The organism is Rhizobium glycinendophyticum (assembly GCF_006443685.1).
Lineage (GTDB): Bacteria > Pseudomonadota > Alphaproteobacteria > Rhizobiales > Rhizobiaceae > Allorhizobium > Allorhizobium glycinendophyticum.
The window spans coordinates 34,517-48,671 of sequence record NZ_VFYP01000005.1 but is presented as its reverse complement, the minus strand read 5'-3'; the positions used below and the strand labels follow the sequence as shown (position 1 = coordinate 48,671).

At 60.6% G+C, this 14,155-nt stretch carries 13 protein-coding genes; 3 read left to right on the top strand and 10 right to left on the bottom strand.

Annotation, left to right across the window (positions count from 1 at the left end):
- Positions 1-148 precede the first annotated feature (148 nt).
- From FJQ55_RS20550 to epmA, 7 genes are all read right to left on the bottom strand, one after another.
- Positions 149-2,617: a glycosyl hydrolase 2 galactose-binding domain-containing protein gene (locus FJQ55_RS20550; RefSeq protein ID WP_140831492.1), complete on the bottom strand. Its 2,469-nt coding sequence runs from the start codon at positions 2,615-2,617 to the stop codon at positions 149-151.
- 10 nt (positions 2,618-2,627) lie between these two features.
- On the bottom strand, positions 2,628-3,593 hold the full coding sequence (locus FJQ55_RS20545; RefSeq protein ID WP_140831490.1) for a DUF1839 family protein: 966 nt from the start codon (positions 3,591-3,593) through the stop codon (positions 2,628-2,630).
- 7 nt (positions 3,594-3,600) lie between these two features.
- Positions 3,601-4,509 carry an amino acid--[acyl-carrier-protein] ligase gene (locus FJQ55_RS20540; protein ID WP_140831488.1) on the bottom strand — a complete coding sequence of 303 codons (909 nt, stop codon included), beginning with the start codon at positions 4,507-4,509 and terminating at the stop codon, positions 3,601-3,603.
- Between the two features lie 5 nt (positions 4,510-4,514).
- A complete protein-coding gene (locus FJQ55_RS20535; RefSeq protein ID WP_140831486.1) occupies positions 4,515-5,696 on the bottom strand; it encodes an acyl-CoA dehydrogenase family protein in 1,182 nt (393 codons plus the stop codon).
- Positions 5,696-5,947: an acyl carrier protein gene (locus tag FJQ55_RS20530; protein ID WP_140831484.1), complete on the bottom strand. Its 252-nt coding sequence runs from the start codon at positions 5,945-5,947 to the stop codon at positions 5,696-5,698. The genes FJQ55_RS20535 and FJQ55_RS20530 overlap by 1 nt, the downstream gene beginning before the upstream one ends.
- A gap of 165 nt (positions 5,948-6,112) precedes the next feature.
- Entirely contained in the window at positions 6,113-7,156 is a 1,044-nt protein-coding gene (locus FJQ55_RS20525; RefSeq protein WP_140831482.1) for a lysine-2,3-aminomutase-like protein, read from the bottom strand.
- A complete protein-coding gene (epmA, locus tag FJQ55_RS20520) occupies positions 7,149-8,216 on the bottom strand; it encodes an EF-P lysine aminoacylase EpmA (protein WP_140831480.1) in 1,068 nt (355 codons plus the stop codon). The genes FJQ55_RS20525 and epmA overlap by 8 nt, the downstream gene beginning before the upstream one ends.
- 137 nt (positions 8,217-8,353) lie before the next feature.
- Here epmA and efp point away from each other — a divergent pair, with 137 nt between their 5' ends.
- Complete coding sequence (efp, locus tag FJQ55_RS20515) at positions 8,354-8,923, top strand: elongation factor P (RefSeq protein WP_140831478.1); 570 nt, start codon at positions 8,354-8,356, stop codon at positions 8,921-8,923.
- Between the two features lie 152 nt (positions 8,924-9,075).
- Here the strand turns inward: efp and FJQ55_RS20510 are convergent, their stop codons facing one another.
- Complete coding sequence (locus FJQ55_RS20510; RefSeq protein WP_161597011.1) at positions 9,076-9,306, bottom strand: YdcH family protein; 231 nt, start codon at positions 9,304-9,306, stop codon at positions 9,076-9,078.
- A gap of 101 nt (positions 9,307-9,407) precedes the next feature.
- Here FJQ55_RS20510 and FJQ55_RS20505 point away from each other — a divergent pair, with 101 nt between their 5' ends.
- Positions 9,408-10,340: a hydrogen peroxide-inducible genes activator gene (locus FJQ55_RS20505; protein ID WP_140831474.1), complete on the top strand. Its 933-nt coding sequence runs from the start codon at positions 9,408-9,410 to the stop codon at positions 10,338-10,340.
- Between the two features lie 32 nt (positions 10,341-10,372).
- Here FJQ55_RS20505 and FJQ55_RS20500 read toward each other — a convergent pair whose 3' ends face one another.
- Positions 10,373-11,857 (bottom strand): NAD-dependent succinate-semialdehyde dehydrogenase, encoded by a 1,485-nt coding sequence (locus FJQ55_RS20500; protein ID WP_140831472.1) that lies wholly within the window; start codon positions 11,855-11,857, stop codon positions 10,373-10,375.
- Between the two features lie 3 nt (positions 11,858-11,860).
- Positions 11,861-13,141 (bottom strand): 4-aminobutyrate--2-oxoglutarate transaminase, encoded by a 1,281-nt coding sequence (locus tag FJQ55_RS20495; RefSeq protein ID WP_140831470.1) that lies wholly within the window; start codon positions 13,139-13,141, stop codon positions 11,861-11,863.
- Positions 13,142-13,326: 185 nt separating this feature from the next.
- Here FJQ55_RS20495 and FJQ55_RS20490 point away from each other — a divergent pair, with 185 nt between their 5' ends.
- Positions 13,327-14,124, top strand: coding sequence for a cupin domain-containing protein (locus tag FJQ55_RS20490; protein WP_246085227.1), 798 nt, complete (start codon positions 13,327-13,329; stop codon positions 14,122-14,124).
- Positions 14,125-14,155 lie beyond the last annotated feature (31 nt).

The following is a 14,155-nucleotide window of genomic DNA, read 5'->3' as shown; positions in this document are numbered from 1 at the left end:
ACTGCGAGATTAGGGCAGAAGGTGGAAAACTCCGTTCCGGTTGCGTCTTCCAAAGACGCATCCCCGTCTTCGTGGGATCGCTGAAGGTGGATTTCGCAGAAAGGACGGGCCGACCTCATCCAGGGTTTCCACTCGCTCCGGCCTCGGGTCAGGAAATGGTGTGGCCGGTGCGGCTTCCCAGTTGGGTCAGGGTGCCGTTCGGTCTGACGGTCGCGTCGGCGCCTGGGCGTGGTCGCAGCCGGATGCTCCGAGGCTGTCCCGGCGTCAGATGGAACCAGTCGTCTTCCGGCAGGTAGTGCGCGAAATCGAGATGAACCGACTGGGCGAAGTGGCTGGCGGTTAAAGCCAAATGCCACCCGTTCTCGGTGGCGGTGAGCGCATGCTCGACGCTTGCCGGATGGAGCGCTTTGCTGCGTCCAAGCGGGAAATGGAAGGCGTCTGTGAGTAGTGTGCCCTCTGCCGAGAAAAGCCGTGCAACAGTCACGTCATGCGAGGGCGGACCAAAGCGAAAGGCGTAAGTCGTGTCGAAGAAGGCGCCGAACAGATCTGTTGCTGCGAGTTCCACGGTGCGACGGGCATCGAGAATAAGCGTCCGGCTGGCTTTTACCACAGCCTGTCGGCCGTCCCGCAGGCAGGAGATCTCAAGCATCACGGTCTGGTCGGTGGCGCTTTCATTGACAAGATGGATCGACAGCCCGTTTGTGCCCTCATCCGTCAACAGGACCTGCAGCGGCCGAAAGGCGCGTTTCAGGCCGTACCATATCGGCTTGGCTTCGCCCGTTGCGTCGATCAGACCCCAGCCGGCACCGGCTTGAAGATCCTGCAGGGTCCAGACCAGGGCGCCCCGGCAGGACGATCCGGTCCTGCGCCATTCCGCATAGGTTTCCGTCACGACTTCGGTGGTCACGGCGCGAGAGAGGTCGAGATACCGCCCGAAGTCTTCGCGTCGCAGGCGGGCTGGATCAAGGTCGTAGAGGGCGTGGAGGTAGTGATCCCGGATATCCTCGAAATCCCAGGATGCGCCGCGGTCGCGGGGGATACGGGCCTTCCAGCGCGGCTCGTGCACGGCTGCGACCGGCAAGTGTCTGTCGAGCGTGCGTTGCTGCGGGACATTGGCAAAAGCCAGGCATTCGGCGGCAAATCGGACATTCGCACGGCGTGCGTCCTCCAGCGGGCGTTGATAGGCGCCGACGCCGTAATAATGAGTGACACCTTCGTTGACGGAAAATGGCATGGCACCGCCCGAAGGGGAGTTGGCAACGAAAGCACAATCCGGGCGACGGTTGTCCAGGAGGCGCGGAAGGGTCTCGTTGAAGAACGCCCCGTTCCACGCCGAGGCGGGGAGACCGAGCATTGCGCCTTGCTGAAACACTTCGCTGCCGCCGCACACCACGGCAAGCGAAGGATGGCGCTGCAGTTTGTTCAGCAGGTTTCCGACTTCGAGCTCGACTTTGGCGGAAAAGGCTTCGTCGGCAAACGGGTAGTCGAAGTTTGCAAGTATCAGATCCTGCCAGACCAGGATGCCCAGCTGGTCGCAAAGGCTGAAGAAGTCCGGGCTCTCATAGGTCATGGTCCCGCCAATGCGGATCATGTTCATGTTGGCCTCGGCCGCCTTTGCAAGCCAGGGGGCATAGGCCTCCGCCGAACCCGGCAGACGCAGGATGTCGGCATTCGTCCAGACGGCGCCGCGGCAGAAGACGGAGACGCCGTTAACCCTGAGGCCAAAGCCCTTGCCGTCGTCGTCGCGGTCGATTTCTATGCGGCGGAAGCCGACAAGGCCGAGAGAGTGGATCCGTCCATCGATCGACAGCGTAAGTTCGTGTAGGGCGGGATTGCCGTGCGTGCGCGGCCACCAGGGCGTTACGTGTGGGAGAACAAGCTGCGCTTCGAACCGGCCATCCGAGCTGGCGACCATCTCCGCAATCTTGCCGCAGCAGAGGATGGTTGCGGCGGGAGTTCCCTCCATTCGAAGGCAAACAGTGAGCTTGCCGGTGCCGAAATCGTCGAGATCAGACTTGATCGAAAGGTCGAAAACCTGATCCAGGCCGGGGCGAATCAGCTGGATGGGCCTGTATGGGCCGACGGGTTGAATCTCCGGACACCACCCGGGCATGTGGCCAAGCGGTGTCGTGCGCAGGAGGCGCAGTCCCTGGTGATCAAACATCTGGGGGCGCCAGCGGGCGCGGGTGCCGCGTTTGTCGAAATGCGGCTGAAGCGCGCGAAAGCAGATGACAAGATCATCCTGCCCGGTCAGGTCGACGGCGATGTCGAGGCTTTCGAACATGCTGTCGCTGGTCGCGTGGAGACTGCCGTTGATATAGATCTCGGCGACCGTCGCCAGACCTTCGAAGCGAAGGATTGCCGGTCCCGGTGTCTCGCCCTCAAGCGAACGAAAATACCAGGCATCCTTGTCGTGCAGGGGTTGCGGATTTTCCGGATCGAAGAGACCGGCATCCGCAAGTGCGCCAGCCACCGTGCCGGGTACGGTGGCGGCAATGCGAGCAGCGGGGCGGTGAATGTTCGAGGGGACCGCGTATCGCCCGGCTTCGGTGACGAGAAGCGTCCAGCCCTGTTCCAGCGGACGGGTATCCGCTCCCAGATAGATCGTTCCCGTCATGTCCCGTTCCTCAAATCAGCCGGCTGCCGAGATCATCCATCAGCCGGTCCCAGGCCGCAACCGCGGGATCGAGTGCGCAGGCGAGCGGATCGAATTTCTTGCGGGCGATGGCACGCGCGAGCTGGAACTGGACTGTCTTCGCGTTCTCGCTGATTTTCAGAGCTTCCGCGATCGCACTTTCATGCGCGTCGGCGTCGAGCCAGATCAGGTGACTGGCCAGCAGTTCGAAATTTGCACCGAATTGGCGGAGCGTATTGAACGCATATTTGTGGAAATAGCCGAAAGGACGCTCGGCGATGGCCTCTACTTGGGCCGGGAAGACCGTTGCAAAATCGGCGATCGGATTTTTCAGCGGTCGGCGCGCGAAATGGCGTCGCAAGAGGGCTGCTGCAATCTCGCGCTGATGTGCGCTTGACGTCTGCCGTTCTGGGAACTTAGCGAATTCGGTGTAGGGCAGAAAGGGCAAGGCGTCTTCCGGCTGATCGAGTTGGAATACGCCTTGGAAATCCTGGCCCCCGACCCGGAAGAAGCCGCCATTGTGAAAGTAGTCCATGCTGCGGCCAGCGACGTCGAGGCGGTTGATGCCAACGGTGGTCTTGCCGTGTTCCTGGCGATAGCCGACGCCTTGTGTGTCCGGCATGAAATAGCTGTCCATCTCGACCAGGCAGAGCCGGCCACGACGGATCTGTTCTTCCACATGCGTTTCCACGCGGTCGAAGATCGCCAGTTCAGTGACGCGGATGTCATAGAGGCTTTCGAGGTCTTCCAGCGGCACCTTGAAGAAGGTGAACTGGTCGCCCTCGAACTCCTGGATCAGCGTAAAGCCCAGCATGGCTTCAGGGCTCAGCCCTTGAGCCGCCAGAACCTCGATCCACAGATCGACGTAGCAATTGGTCTCGGGCCACATGCGCTCGCTGGAATGCAGCGCATGGGGCGTGTAGCCGGCCGGATCGAGTCCGGGGAAAACTGCCGTCATCGTGCTCTCAGCCCCAGAGCGTCTTGCGGACGTGCTCGGGCCACTGCGAGGTGTCGAGCCCATGCTGGGCGAAGAGCGCGAGCGCGATGCGCTCCAGGCCAAAGCCGACGCAGGCCGTAAACGCCGTCGAGCCGTCGGCGAGGGTGAGGCCCCATTTCTGGCCAAAGGCATCCTGGTGATAGTTGAAGCTCATGCAGGCCGTCTTGTTGGCCTGCGACGTCACGGGGATCAGCAACTCGAACTTCAGGTTCTGGTCGCGCTGGTTGTTGGCCATAAGCCGGCCTGCGCGGCCGAAGAAGGGGTCGTTGGCAACGTCGATCTCGACCTCAAGACCGATCGACTTCATCATCTCGACGCCGCGATCCATCCAGGTCTGGCGGAAAGTCGTGACATGGGCTTCGGTGCCCATGCAGACATATTCGCGCATACGGAAGAGCTGCTGGCGCGCCGGGTCCTTCGAGGGTTCATGGCGGAAGCAATAGGACTGCAGGTCGAAGAGGCCGCCATCCATCGAGATCGGGCCGCGCTTGGCAACCGTCGGATAGAGTGGGTAACAGGCGGCAGGCGTCAACGTGATGTCGGTCGCCTTCTGTTCTTTCGTCCAGTCTCCGCCTTCCTCCATGCACTGCAGGAGGCTCATATGGTCGTGGTCGTTGCCGCAGAAGGAGTGTACGGTACCGGCCAGCTGCGGGAAGCTCTTCATGTAGCCGCTCGCCTCGAAATAGGCGCGATTCATGCCCGGCGGGAAGCGGATGGCTTCGGCGCCATCGGCGCCGCCGACACGGTCAATCAGGCGTTCGAAGGCGGTGATGACGTCTTCGAACTGGCCGCTGCGGCCATAAAGCCCGTCAACGCCCGTCTCGATCAAAAGGCCGCTTTCGAAGAGGCGGTCGAGAAAGCTTACCTGCATATCCATGTCCGTTACCCCAACAATCCGGTTTCTTGTTTGTGGACGAGCAGCATCGTCGACGTGTTGCCGAGAATGCGGTCATTGGAAATCATCAGTTCTGCGGAATGGGCATCGCGTAGATGGCGTCCGAGGCTGAACGGGGTGCCGTTCTTGTAGCCCATGATGCCGCAGATCCTGAGCGCCTGGTTGATGACGGGCAGGATCATCTCGGAAGAGGCGATCTTGACGTTGTTCATGGCAACCGCAAAGCCCATGGAAGACAAGCGATCCGGGTCTTTCAGGGCCTGCTCATACGAGGCCAGTCCAGATTGGATGTTGGACCGGATGACCTGGAGCTCGCTGGACATCTCGGCCAGCTGCACGAGGCCTGGAGGCTGGATGCCTGGCGCCTTGCGGGCAGCAGCGCGGATGAAGGTCTGGGCCTTGGTAAAAGCGTCGACGGCGATGCCGTACCAGAGTGCGCTCCACAGGAGGTGGGAGCTTGCAAGCATCGACTGTGCCGCGATCTCTGCAAAGGGCTTCGGCAGGATCTGTACAGAGGGGGCTTCGCCCTTGAAGAGGAAGCCATCGGAGCACGTTCCCCGCATGCCGAGTGTGTCCCAGACGTGGGTCTGGTCGAGCGTGTACTGGTCTTTCAGGAATACCGTCATGACCTGGTCGGTCGGCGGTGCATCCTTGTGGGCACGCGACGTGATCAGGATTGCGTCCGCATGCTTACCGTAGGAGATGACGGTGGCATCCTTTTCCAGACGGCAGCGATCACCATCGACTTCGATGGCGCAGATCGAGTTGCGCAGGTTGCCGCCGATGCCGCCTTCAGTCGTGGCCGAGCCGAGCAGGAGCTGTTCGTCGCAGATCCGGCGCATGAAACCGCGATGCCAATCGGCTTCGGTTCCATGCGAGACGAGGCTCGATACCTTGATCTGATGCATCGCGAAGATCATGGCGCTCGCGGCGCAAGCCTGGGCGACGATGGTGCAGATCTCGGCGATCTCCGAGGTCGACCGACCTTCGCCACCGCAATCTGCGGGGATCTGGATGCCGAGAAGCTTTTCGGCCTTCATCGCCTCTATGGCTTCGAGGGGAAAGCGGCCTTGCCTGTCGACGTCGTCGGCATAGACGGCCGCGATGGTGGCAACCCGTGAGGCGCGGGCTTTGAGGCTCTGGTCGGCCGACTTGCTCGCGAGGTCCATCAGGCGACCTTTCTGTCCTCAAGGATGATGTTGACCGTGGTTTCGATGGCCGCGATGCTGGCAAAGGATTTGCGGTTCAGCAGATGATCCGGAAATTCCATGTCGAAGGCCTCTTCGAGGCCAAGCATCAACTGGACCGATGCGAATGAGGACAAGCCGGCAGCGTAGAGGTCCGCCTCATCGGCGAGCGTGTCGACCGCAACCGGAAGGCCACCCAGTTTCGACAGAAGTGTGCGAATGGTGTCGTTCATCGTTTTTCCTTCCCCAAGTCATGGCTCAAATTTTTATTGAGCGATTTCTTACAGAGAAAAGACGAAGTTTTCGCTAAGAATTCCGGTAAAATCCTACGGATTCCAAAGTCAGGAACGTCTCAAACCTGCCTTTATTATCGGTTTAGATGGATTTACCAGGTTCATTCACCCTTCATAGGGCCGATCATCTCCGTGCCGATCGATGATCATGTACCGATTTGGCTCAATTTCGCGAAGAGCACTTGCGCTCGCTTCGACCTTGCCGTGCCCACCCGGAAGATCGAGAATGTAGTGCGGAATGCACAGACCAGAGACGTGGTTGCGCAACTCGCGCATGATCGCCTGACCTTCCGAGATCGTCAGACGAAAATGAGCTGTGCCGGGGGCCATGTCGGGGTGATGCAGGTAATACGGCTTGATGCGCATCTCCACGAAGCTGCGCATCAGGTTCGCCAGGATCTCGGCGTTGTCGTTGATCCCCTTCAACAAAACGCTCTGGCTCACCATCGAGAGGCCGGAATCGACAAGCCGCGCACAGGCAACGCGCACCTCGTCGGTCAATTCTCGTGGGTGGTTGACGTGCAGGGCGATGAAGACGGTCTTGCCCGGAGCCTTCAGGGCATCCACCAGTTCTTCCGTGATGCGGGCAGGATCAACGGCCGGGACGCGGCTGTGAATGCGGATGATCTTGACATGGTCGATGGCGGAAAGAGCCTGCATCACCTCGCGGAGGCGTCGCGGCGAGAGGATCAGCGGGTCGCCGCCGGTGAGGATCACTTCCCAAATGCGGTCGTGGCTGCTGATGTAGCTGAGTGCAGCTTCAAGCTGGGACGGCGATAGGGTGCCATCCCCGTCCGGACCGACCATTTCCCGACGAAAGCAGAAGCGGCAGTAGACCGGACATACATGCAAGAGCTTGAGCAGCACGCGGTCCGGATAGCGATGGACGATGCCCTTGACCGGCGAATGCGGGTGGTCGCCGATCGGATCGGGTCGTTCGTCAGGGTGCTCGATCAGTTCCGCTGCGGTCGGGATGTATTGCGCGGCGATCGGATCGTGCGGGTTGTCAGGGTCGATCAGCATCGAGACAGTTGGCGTCAGTGCGATTGCATAGCGTTCTGCAACATCGGCGAGCGCCTTTGCCTGACCGACCTCGACCAGGCCGGCGGCGACCAGATCGGGGATGCTGCGCAGGGTAGTGTCAGCCACGATGCGTCTCCGGGACCGGAGCCCAGATCACCTGGTCGATTCTGAGCGCGCCCGTCGCCAGCATGACCAGCCGGTCGAAGCCGAGAGCGATGCCAGAGGCCTGCGGCATGATGGCTAGGGCTTCAAGGAAGTCTTCGTCCAGCGGGTAGGTTTCGCCATAGACCCGTTGCTTCTCCGCCATCTCGGCCTCGAAGCGGCGGCGCTGCTCCTTGGGATCTGTCAGTTCGCCGAAAGCATTGGCCAGTTCCACGCCGCAGGCGTAGAGTTCAAACCGTTCAGCGACGCGGGGGTCGTCGGGGCATGGCCTTGCCAGTGCCGCCTCGGCCACGGGGTAGCGGTCGAGAATGGTGGCGCGGCCCAGCCCGAGGTTGGGCTCCACCTTGTTGACGATAACGCGGCTGAAAAGATCGGCCCAGGTATCGTCTTCGGCGACGCGCAGGGACTTTTCCCGCATCTGGGCGGCCAGCGCCTCGCGATCGGTGCTGCCGTCCTCACCAATCGTGGCGAGGAGATCGATGCCGGCATGGCGAGTGAAGGCATCGCCAACCGAGATCCGTTCTGGCGTCGCAAAGGGATCGGCCGACTTCCCGTTAAAAGTAAAGCGGCTGGTACCAGCGGTCCGGGCTGCCAGTGCCAGCAGTTCGGCGCAATCCCGCATCAGCATCTCGTAGGACTGACCGACACGGTACCATTCCAGCATGGTGAATTCCGGATGGTGCAGCGGGCCCCGTTCTCGATTGCGGTAGACATGCGCGAAGCAAGCGATCCGGGTCTCGCCAGCGGAGAGAAGTTTCTTGCAGGCGAATTCCGGAGAGGTGTGCAGGTAGAGCGGAGCGGGCGTGCCATCGTGTCCGATGGCTTCTGTGGCGAAGGCATGTAAATGGGCTTCGTTGCCCGGCGAAATCTGAAGCGTAGCCGTATCGACCTCGACGAAATCCTCGCTTGCAAAATGGCTGCGGAACGCGGCCTGGATCCGGTTGCGTCCGATCAGGAACGGTCGCCGATCGGCGTGGGCCGAGGGGGTCCACCACGCAGGGGCTGAACGGCTGACATCAGACATTCCGGATTCTCGATCCTTCTCTCAACACGGGCTGGCTATTTTGCCGGATTTGGGTTAGTCCCGCCCGAGAAATTCGAAGACGTCAGCAGGGACGGCCGTCCTTTACGACGGGTCTCACGCAGATACAAGGAATTCCAATGGTCAAGGTTATCGCCTCTTCCGTCCGCAAGGGCAATGTTATCGATGTCGACGGCAAGCTCTATGTCGTGCTCACCGCCGAAAATTTCCACCCCGGCAAGGGTACGCCGGTCACGCAGGTGAACATGCGCCGCATCGTTGATGGCGTTAAGGTTTCTGAGCGCTGGCGCACCACCGAACAGGTCGAGCGCGCCTTTGTTGAAGATGTCAACCACCAGTTCCTCTACGAAGACGGCGAAGGCTTCCATTTCATGAACCCGGAATCCTACGACCAGGTCGTCGTCGATGCCGAAACCATGGGTGACCAGAAGGCCTATCTGCAGGAGGGCATGGTCTGCATTCTCTCGATGCATGAAGGCGTGGCGCTTGCGATCCAACTGCCGCGTCATGTGACGCTGGAGATCACCGAGACCGAGCCGGTCGTCAAGGGTCAGACTGCGTCGTCTTCCTACAAGCCGGCGATGCTGTCCAACGGCATCCGCACCATGGTACCGCCGCATATCGATGCCGGCACCCGCGTCGTCATCGCGACGGAAGACAATTCCTACGTCGAACGCGCCAAGAACTGAGCGTTGTACAAAGCCAATAGCGAAAGCCCAGCGTCGCCCCGACGCTGGGCTTTTTGTTTGGCCAAGTTCAGCGAAAGCTTTCGCCGGCGGGATATGGTGGCGCCTTCGGCGGCTCTCACCTAACAAGCAAGCGCCATCAAGCGCATTGCAGTTCAACGGCCAGCGAGAAGTGCCTTGCCGAAATTCGAGCTCTTGGAGCCTGCGGTGGACGCCTTCATGGCATCCCCCCTTTCGAGCAACGTGATCTGCTCCTTCAAATGCAGCTTGATCTTCTTCAAGGCGCGAACCCGGATCCCGTCCGGTTGCGGACGGCGCTGTTCCTCATCGATCTTGGCGGCGACAATCGAGTGGCGGGCTCTGAGGGCTTTGAGCAGTTGCTTCATGGATGATCTCCTTTCGTGCACTGCTAATATGGTAGTTGGCCTTTGATTATTCCAATTCATTGATATTATGATTCTGATAGTTATTTTCTATGAGGTGGGCTATGCCGTTTCGCCCCAGTCATCGACAGTTGGAATATCTTGTCACTCTCGGAGAGACCGGCCACTTCGGCGAAGCCGCCAAACGCTGTAACGTGTCGCAGCCAACCCTGTCGGTGCAGCTCGCGCTGCTTGAGAAGCAACTCGGGGTGACGCTCATCGATCGGATGCCGGGCCAGGTCACGCCGACGCCAGTGGGAGCCGAGATCATCGCGGCGGCAAAGGTGATCCTGAATGGTCTCGATGAGATCAGGGTGCTGGCGACGGGGTCGAAGGCCAATCTCGGGGGCGCGATCAGGCTTGGCGTTGCCCCATCCTTCGGACCCTATTTCCTTCCCTATCTGCTGCCTCCCTTGCACCGGCAGTATCCCGAGCTGAAGATCTACATTCGGGAAGACAGGCCGCGGCAGCTGGAAAGGGCCGTGCTGGAAGGCGAGACTGATTGCGGAGTCGGACCAGTCCCTATCCAGGAGCCGGATCTCGTGTCGGAGATCATCTGCCGGGAGCGGATCTTTCTGGGCGTTCCGGCAACGCATCCTCTGGCGAATCGCACGACCGTAGAGATGGTAGCGCTGAAGGGGATGCGGTTGATGACACTCGGCCGTGGTCACCGGCTGCTGGACGATGTCCGTAAGCTTTCGGAACTGTCGGGCGCGGTCCTTGCCGAGGACTATGAGGGATCGAGCCTCGATGCCCTGAGGCAGATGGTTTCTATCGAAATGGGATTGTCACTGTTTCCGGAGCTCTACGTGCGCTCGGAGTTTTCCGAGGATGAGAATATCCGTCTGCTGACGATCTCGGATTGGGCCGGGACCCGCGACATCGCGTTTTTCTGGCGAAGGTCAAGCGCGCGGGGCAGTCACTTTGCAGCGCTTGCAAAGCTTGGCGCCGAAGTGGCGGCGGGACTCTTCGGGCGAGGCCCAAGCGACGTTAGCTGATCCCCGACCGGTGCCGGGGATCAGAGGTATCGTCAGGCGATGCCACCGAGGCATATATATTTGATCTCAGTGTAGTCATCGATGCCGTATTTCGAGCCTTCACGGCCGAGGCCCGACTGCTTGATGCCACCGAAGGGGGCAACTTCCGTGGAGATCAGGCCGGTATTGACGCCGACCATGCCGTATTCGAGGGCTTCGGCCACGCGGAAGATCTTGGCTATGTCCTTGGAGTAGAAATAGGATGCGAGGCCGAATTCGGTCGCATTGGCCATCTCGATGACTTCTTCTTCCGTCTCGAACTTGAAGAGAGGGGCCACCGGCCCGAAGGTCTCTTCGATTGCAACCTTCATGTCGGTCGTCACGCCGGTCAGGATCGTCGGCTGGAAGAACAATTCGCCAGCGTCGGCACCGCTGCCGCCAAGCGCTACCTTGGCGCCCTTGGACACCGCGTCCACCACATGTTCCTTCACCTTTTTAATGGCGTTGGCATCGATCAGAGGGCCCGTCGTGACGCCCTCCGCGAAACCGTCACCGACCTTGAGCTGCGAGACCTTCTCGGCAAGCTTTTTGGCGAAAGCATCGTAGATGCCCGACTGGACATAAAGGCGGTTGGCGCAGACGCATGTCTGGCCGGCATTGCGGTACTTGGAGATCATCGCGCCTTCTACGGCGGCATCGAGATCCGCATCGTCGAAAACGATGAAGGGAGCATTGCCGCCAAGCTCCAGGCCCAGCTTCATGATCTGGTCCGCACCCTGGCGCATCAGGATGCGTCCGACATTGGTGGAGCCGGTGAATGTCAGCTTGCGGACCTTGTCGTTAGCGCAGAATTCCTGACCCACCATCGCAGCATCCGTCGAGGTCAGCACAGAGAAGAGACTTGCCGGGAGACCCGCGCGTTCGGCAAGCAGGGCCAAAGCGAGGGCCGAAAGCGGGGTCTGAGCCGCAGGCTTCGACACCATCGCGCAGCCGACTGCCAGTGCCGGGGCCACTTTACGGGCCAGCATGGCATTTGGGAAGTTCCATGGCGTGATGGCACCGACGACGCCCACCGGCTGCTTGATGACCATGATCCGCTTGTCAGGCTGGTGACCGGGGATGGTGTCGCCGTAGACGCGCTTGGCTTCTTCGGCAAACCACTCGACATAGGATGCGCCGTAGAGGATTTCGCCGCGCGCTTCGGCCCAGGGCTTGCCCATTTCCATCGTCAGGATGGTGGCGAGGTCATCGGCATTGGCGACCATCAGGTCATTGAGCTTGCGCAAAACGGCAGCGCGTTCCTTGCCCGTCTTCTTCCCCCAGGTTTTCTGCGCAGAGTGAGCCGCATCGATGGCCTTGGTGACTTCCGCCTTGTTCAAGTCCGGAAGAACGGCAATGACTTCGCCCGTCGCCGGGTTCGTCACTTCGAAGCTCTTGCCAGACTGGCTGGTGGCGAGCCAGGCATTGCCCACCAGCGACTTGTCGGTCGCCAGCGTCGGGTCCTTCAACTTGTCGGTCAGAACTTTGGAAATGGTCATGCCTCAGGCTCCTGCTGCAACTTCACGGATCGAGGCTTCGATCAGGTCGAGCGCCTCGTTGAAGACCTCGTCCTGAATGGTGATCGGGGCGAGGAAGCGGATCACGTTGCTATAGACGCCGCAGGTGAGCAGGATCAGGCCCTTCTCCAGCGCCTTGACGCGCACCGCATTGGTGAAATCGGCATTCGGCTTGTTGGTTCCCGGGATCTTGAACTCGACGGCGTTCATGAAGCCGAGGCCGCGGATGTCCATGATGTGCGGAACGTCGGCACGCAGTGCTTCGAGGCGCTGCTTGAGACGGCTGCCGAGCTGGTTAGCGCGGTCGCAGAGCTGCTCTTCCTCGATGACGCCGAGCACGGCATGGGCGGCTGCGATCGCCAGCGGGTTGCCGGCATAGGTGCCGCCGAGGCCGCCGGGGCCGGGGGCGTCCATCAATTCGGCGCGGCCGGTGACGGCCGAGAGCGGGAAGCCGCCGGCGAGGCTCTTCGCCATGGTCGTCAGGTCCGGGACCACGTCGTAGTGCTCCATCGCGAACATCTTGCCCGTGCGGGCAAAACCGGTCTGCACTTCGTCGGCAACGAGCAGGATACCGTGTTCGTCGCAGAGTTCGCGCAGCGCCTTCATGAGCGCGCGCGGCACGTCGTAAAAGCCGCCTTCGCCCTGAACCGGCTCCAGAATGATCGCTGCCACGCGCTTCGGATCGACGTCTGCCTTGAACAGCTTGTCGAGGACGTCGAGGGTGGTCTCGACGTCGATGCCGTGCATTTCCAGCGGGAAGGGAACGTGGAACACGTCGTTCATCATAGGGCCGAAGCCAACCTTATAGGGCACGACCTTGCCCGTGAGCGCCATGCCCATGAAGGTGCGGCCGTGGAAGCCGCCGGTAAAGGCGATGACGGCGGAACGGCCGGTGGCGCAGCGAGCGATCTTGATCGCGTTTTCCACGGCTTCTGCACCCGTCGTCGCGAAGATCGTCTTCTTTTCGAAGTTGCCCGGCAGCATCTTGTTCAGGCGTTCGGCAAGCGCCACGTAGTTTTCGTATGGCACGACCTGATGGCAGGTGTGGGTAAAGCGGTCGAGCTGCTTCTTGACGGCTTCCACGACCTTCGGGTGACGATGGCCGGTGTTGAGAACGGCGATGCCGCCGGCGAAGTCGATGTAACGTCGGCCTTCGACATCCCAGATCTCCGAGTTCTCAGCCTTGTCGGCGTAGATCTGGGTGGTCATGCCGACGCCGCGGGAGATGGCGTCATTTTTGCGAGCTGAGATTTCGGCGTTCTTCATCGTTTCTGTCCTGTGCGAAGGGGTGCCAGTATGTCCTGAGTGGCTGCGGACATGCTTCTTGCATATTTCCTACATTTTTTCTGTAGACTTGCAATATGCTTTGTCGGCATTATCACCCGTGACTGCGACATTTGATTGAGGACAGCGTGGACGACATCCGGTTCAAGATTGCGGAGGCGGCAAGAATGGCGGGCGTATCGCCCTCCACCTTGCGGCTTTGGGAAAGCCAGGACCTGATCCAGCCAATTCGCACTGCAACGGGGCAAAGGCTCTATGACCGTGTCCTCATCGATAGGCTGAAGCAAATTGCCTGGCTCAGGACCGAACGTGGTCTTAATCCCGCAGCCATTCGCGAGACGCTGAAAGATCAGGTTGCCTCAGCCTCTGCCAGTGATGAGGACGGCAGCTACGCAGACGAGGAGGTCGGAGACACCGGCGACATCCGTCCCGGGTCGAAGATCCGTCGACTGCGGCGCGATGCGGGCAAAACCCTGGAGAGCATCGCCCAGGCGACCGGCGTATCGGTGTCGCAGCTTTCGACGTTCGAGCGTACGTCCCAGGGATTGTCTTTTACGGCTCTCCACGAGGTGGCGCGTCACCTCGGCACGACGCTGGCCTCGTTGAGTGGTCAGGAAGAAAGCGTGGGGGGCGAATCGCTGATCAGGGAAGGGAAGTGGCCCTCCTGGCCCACGACATCATCAGGCGTCGCTGTTCAGGTGCTGGCCGAAGGGCGCAACCAGATGGAATGTAATCGCTTCCAGTTGGCGCCCGGCGCGTCGAGCGAGGGGGCCTATCAGCATGAGGGGGAAGAGTTCATCCACATGCTGGCTGGTAGTCTGGAAATCATTCTCGATGGTGACAAGTTCTTCGAGTTGCATGCGGGGGACAGCTTCTATTTCGAGAGCCGCAGACCGCATTCCTGGCGCAATATCTCGAGCGGCGAGACAGTGCTCATCTGGATCAATACGCCGGCAACTTTCTGAGGCTCAGATGCAAGAAGCCCGGCGACCGTTT

Bases quoted from the DNA above. Each gene is read 5' to 3' on its own strand.
- FJQ55_RS20550 (WP_140831492.1), bottom strand. From the start codon at position 2,617: ATGACGGGAACGATCTATCTGGGAGCGGATACCCGTCCGCTGGAACAG.
- FJQ55_RS20545 (WP_140831490.1), bottom strand. From the start codon at position 3,593: ATGACGGCAGTTTTCCCCGGACTCGATCCGGCCGGCTACACGCCCCAT.
- FJQ55_RS20540 (WP_140831488.1), bottom strand. From the start codon at position 4,509: ATGGATATGCAGGTAAGCTTTCTCGACCGCCTCTTCGAAAGCGGCCTT.
- FJQ55_RS20535 (WP_140831486.1), bottom strand. From the start codon at position 5,696: ATGGACCTCGCGAGCAAGTCGGCCGACCAGAGCCTCAAAGCCCGCGCC.
- FJQ55_RS20530 (WP_140831484.1), bottom strand. From the start codon at position 5,947: ATGAACGACACCATTCGCACACTTCTGTCGAAACTGGGTGGCCTTCCG.
- epmA (WP_140831480.1), bottom strand. From the start codon at position 8,216: ATGTCTGATGTCAGCCGTTCAGCCCCTGCGTGGTGGACCCCCTCGGCC.
- efp (WP_140831478.1), top strand. From the start codon at position 8,354: ATGGTCAAGGTTATCGCCTCTTCCGTCCGCAAGGGCAATGTTATCGAT.
- FJQ55_RS20510 (WP_161597011.1), bottom strand. From the start codon at position 9,306: ATGAAGCAACTGCTCAAAGCCCTCAGAGCCCGCCACTCGATTGTCGCC.
- FJQ55_RS20505 (WP_140831474.1), top strand. From the start codon at position 9,408: ATGCCGTTTCGCCCCAGTCATCGACAGTTGGAATATCTTGTCACTCTC.
- FJQ55_RS20500 (WP_140831472.1), bottom strand. From the start codon at position 11,857: ATGACCATTTCCAAAGTTCTGACCGACAAGTTGAAGGACCCGACGCTG.
- FJQ55_RS20495 (WP_140831470.1), bottom strand. From the start codon at position 13,141: ATGAAGAACGCCGAAATCTCAGCTCGCAAAAATGACGCCATCTCCCGC.
- FJQ55_RS20490 (WP_246085227.1), top strand. From the start codon at position 13,327: ATGGCGGGCGTATCGCCCTCCACCTTGCGGCTTTGGGAAAGCCAGGAC.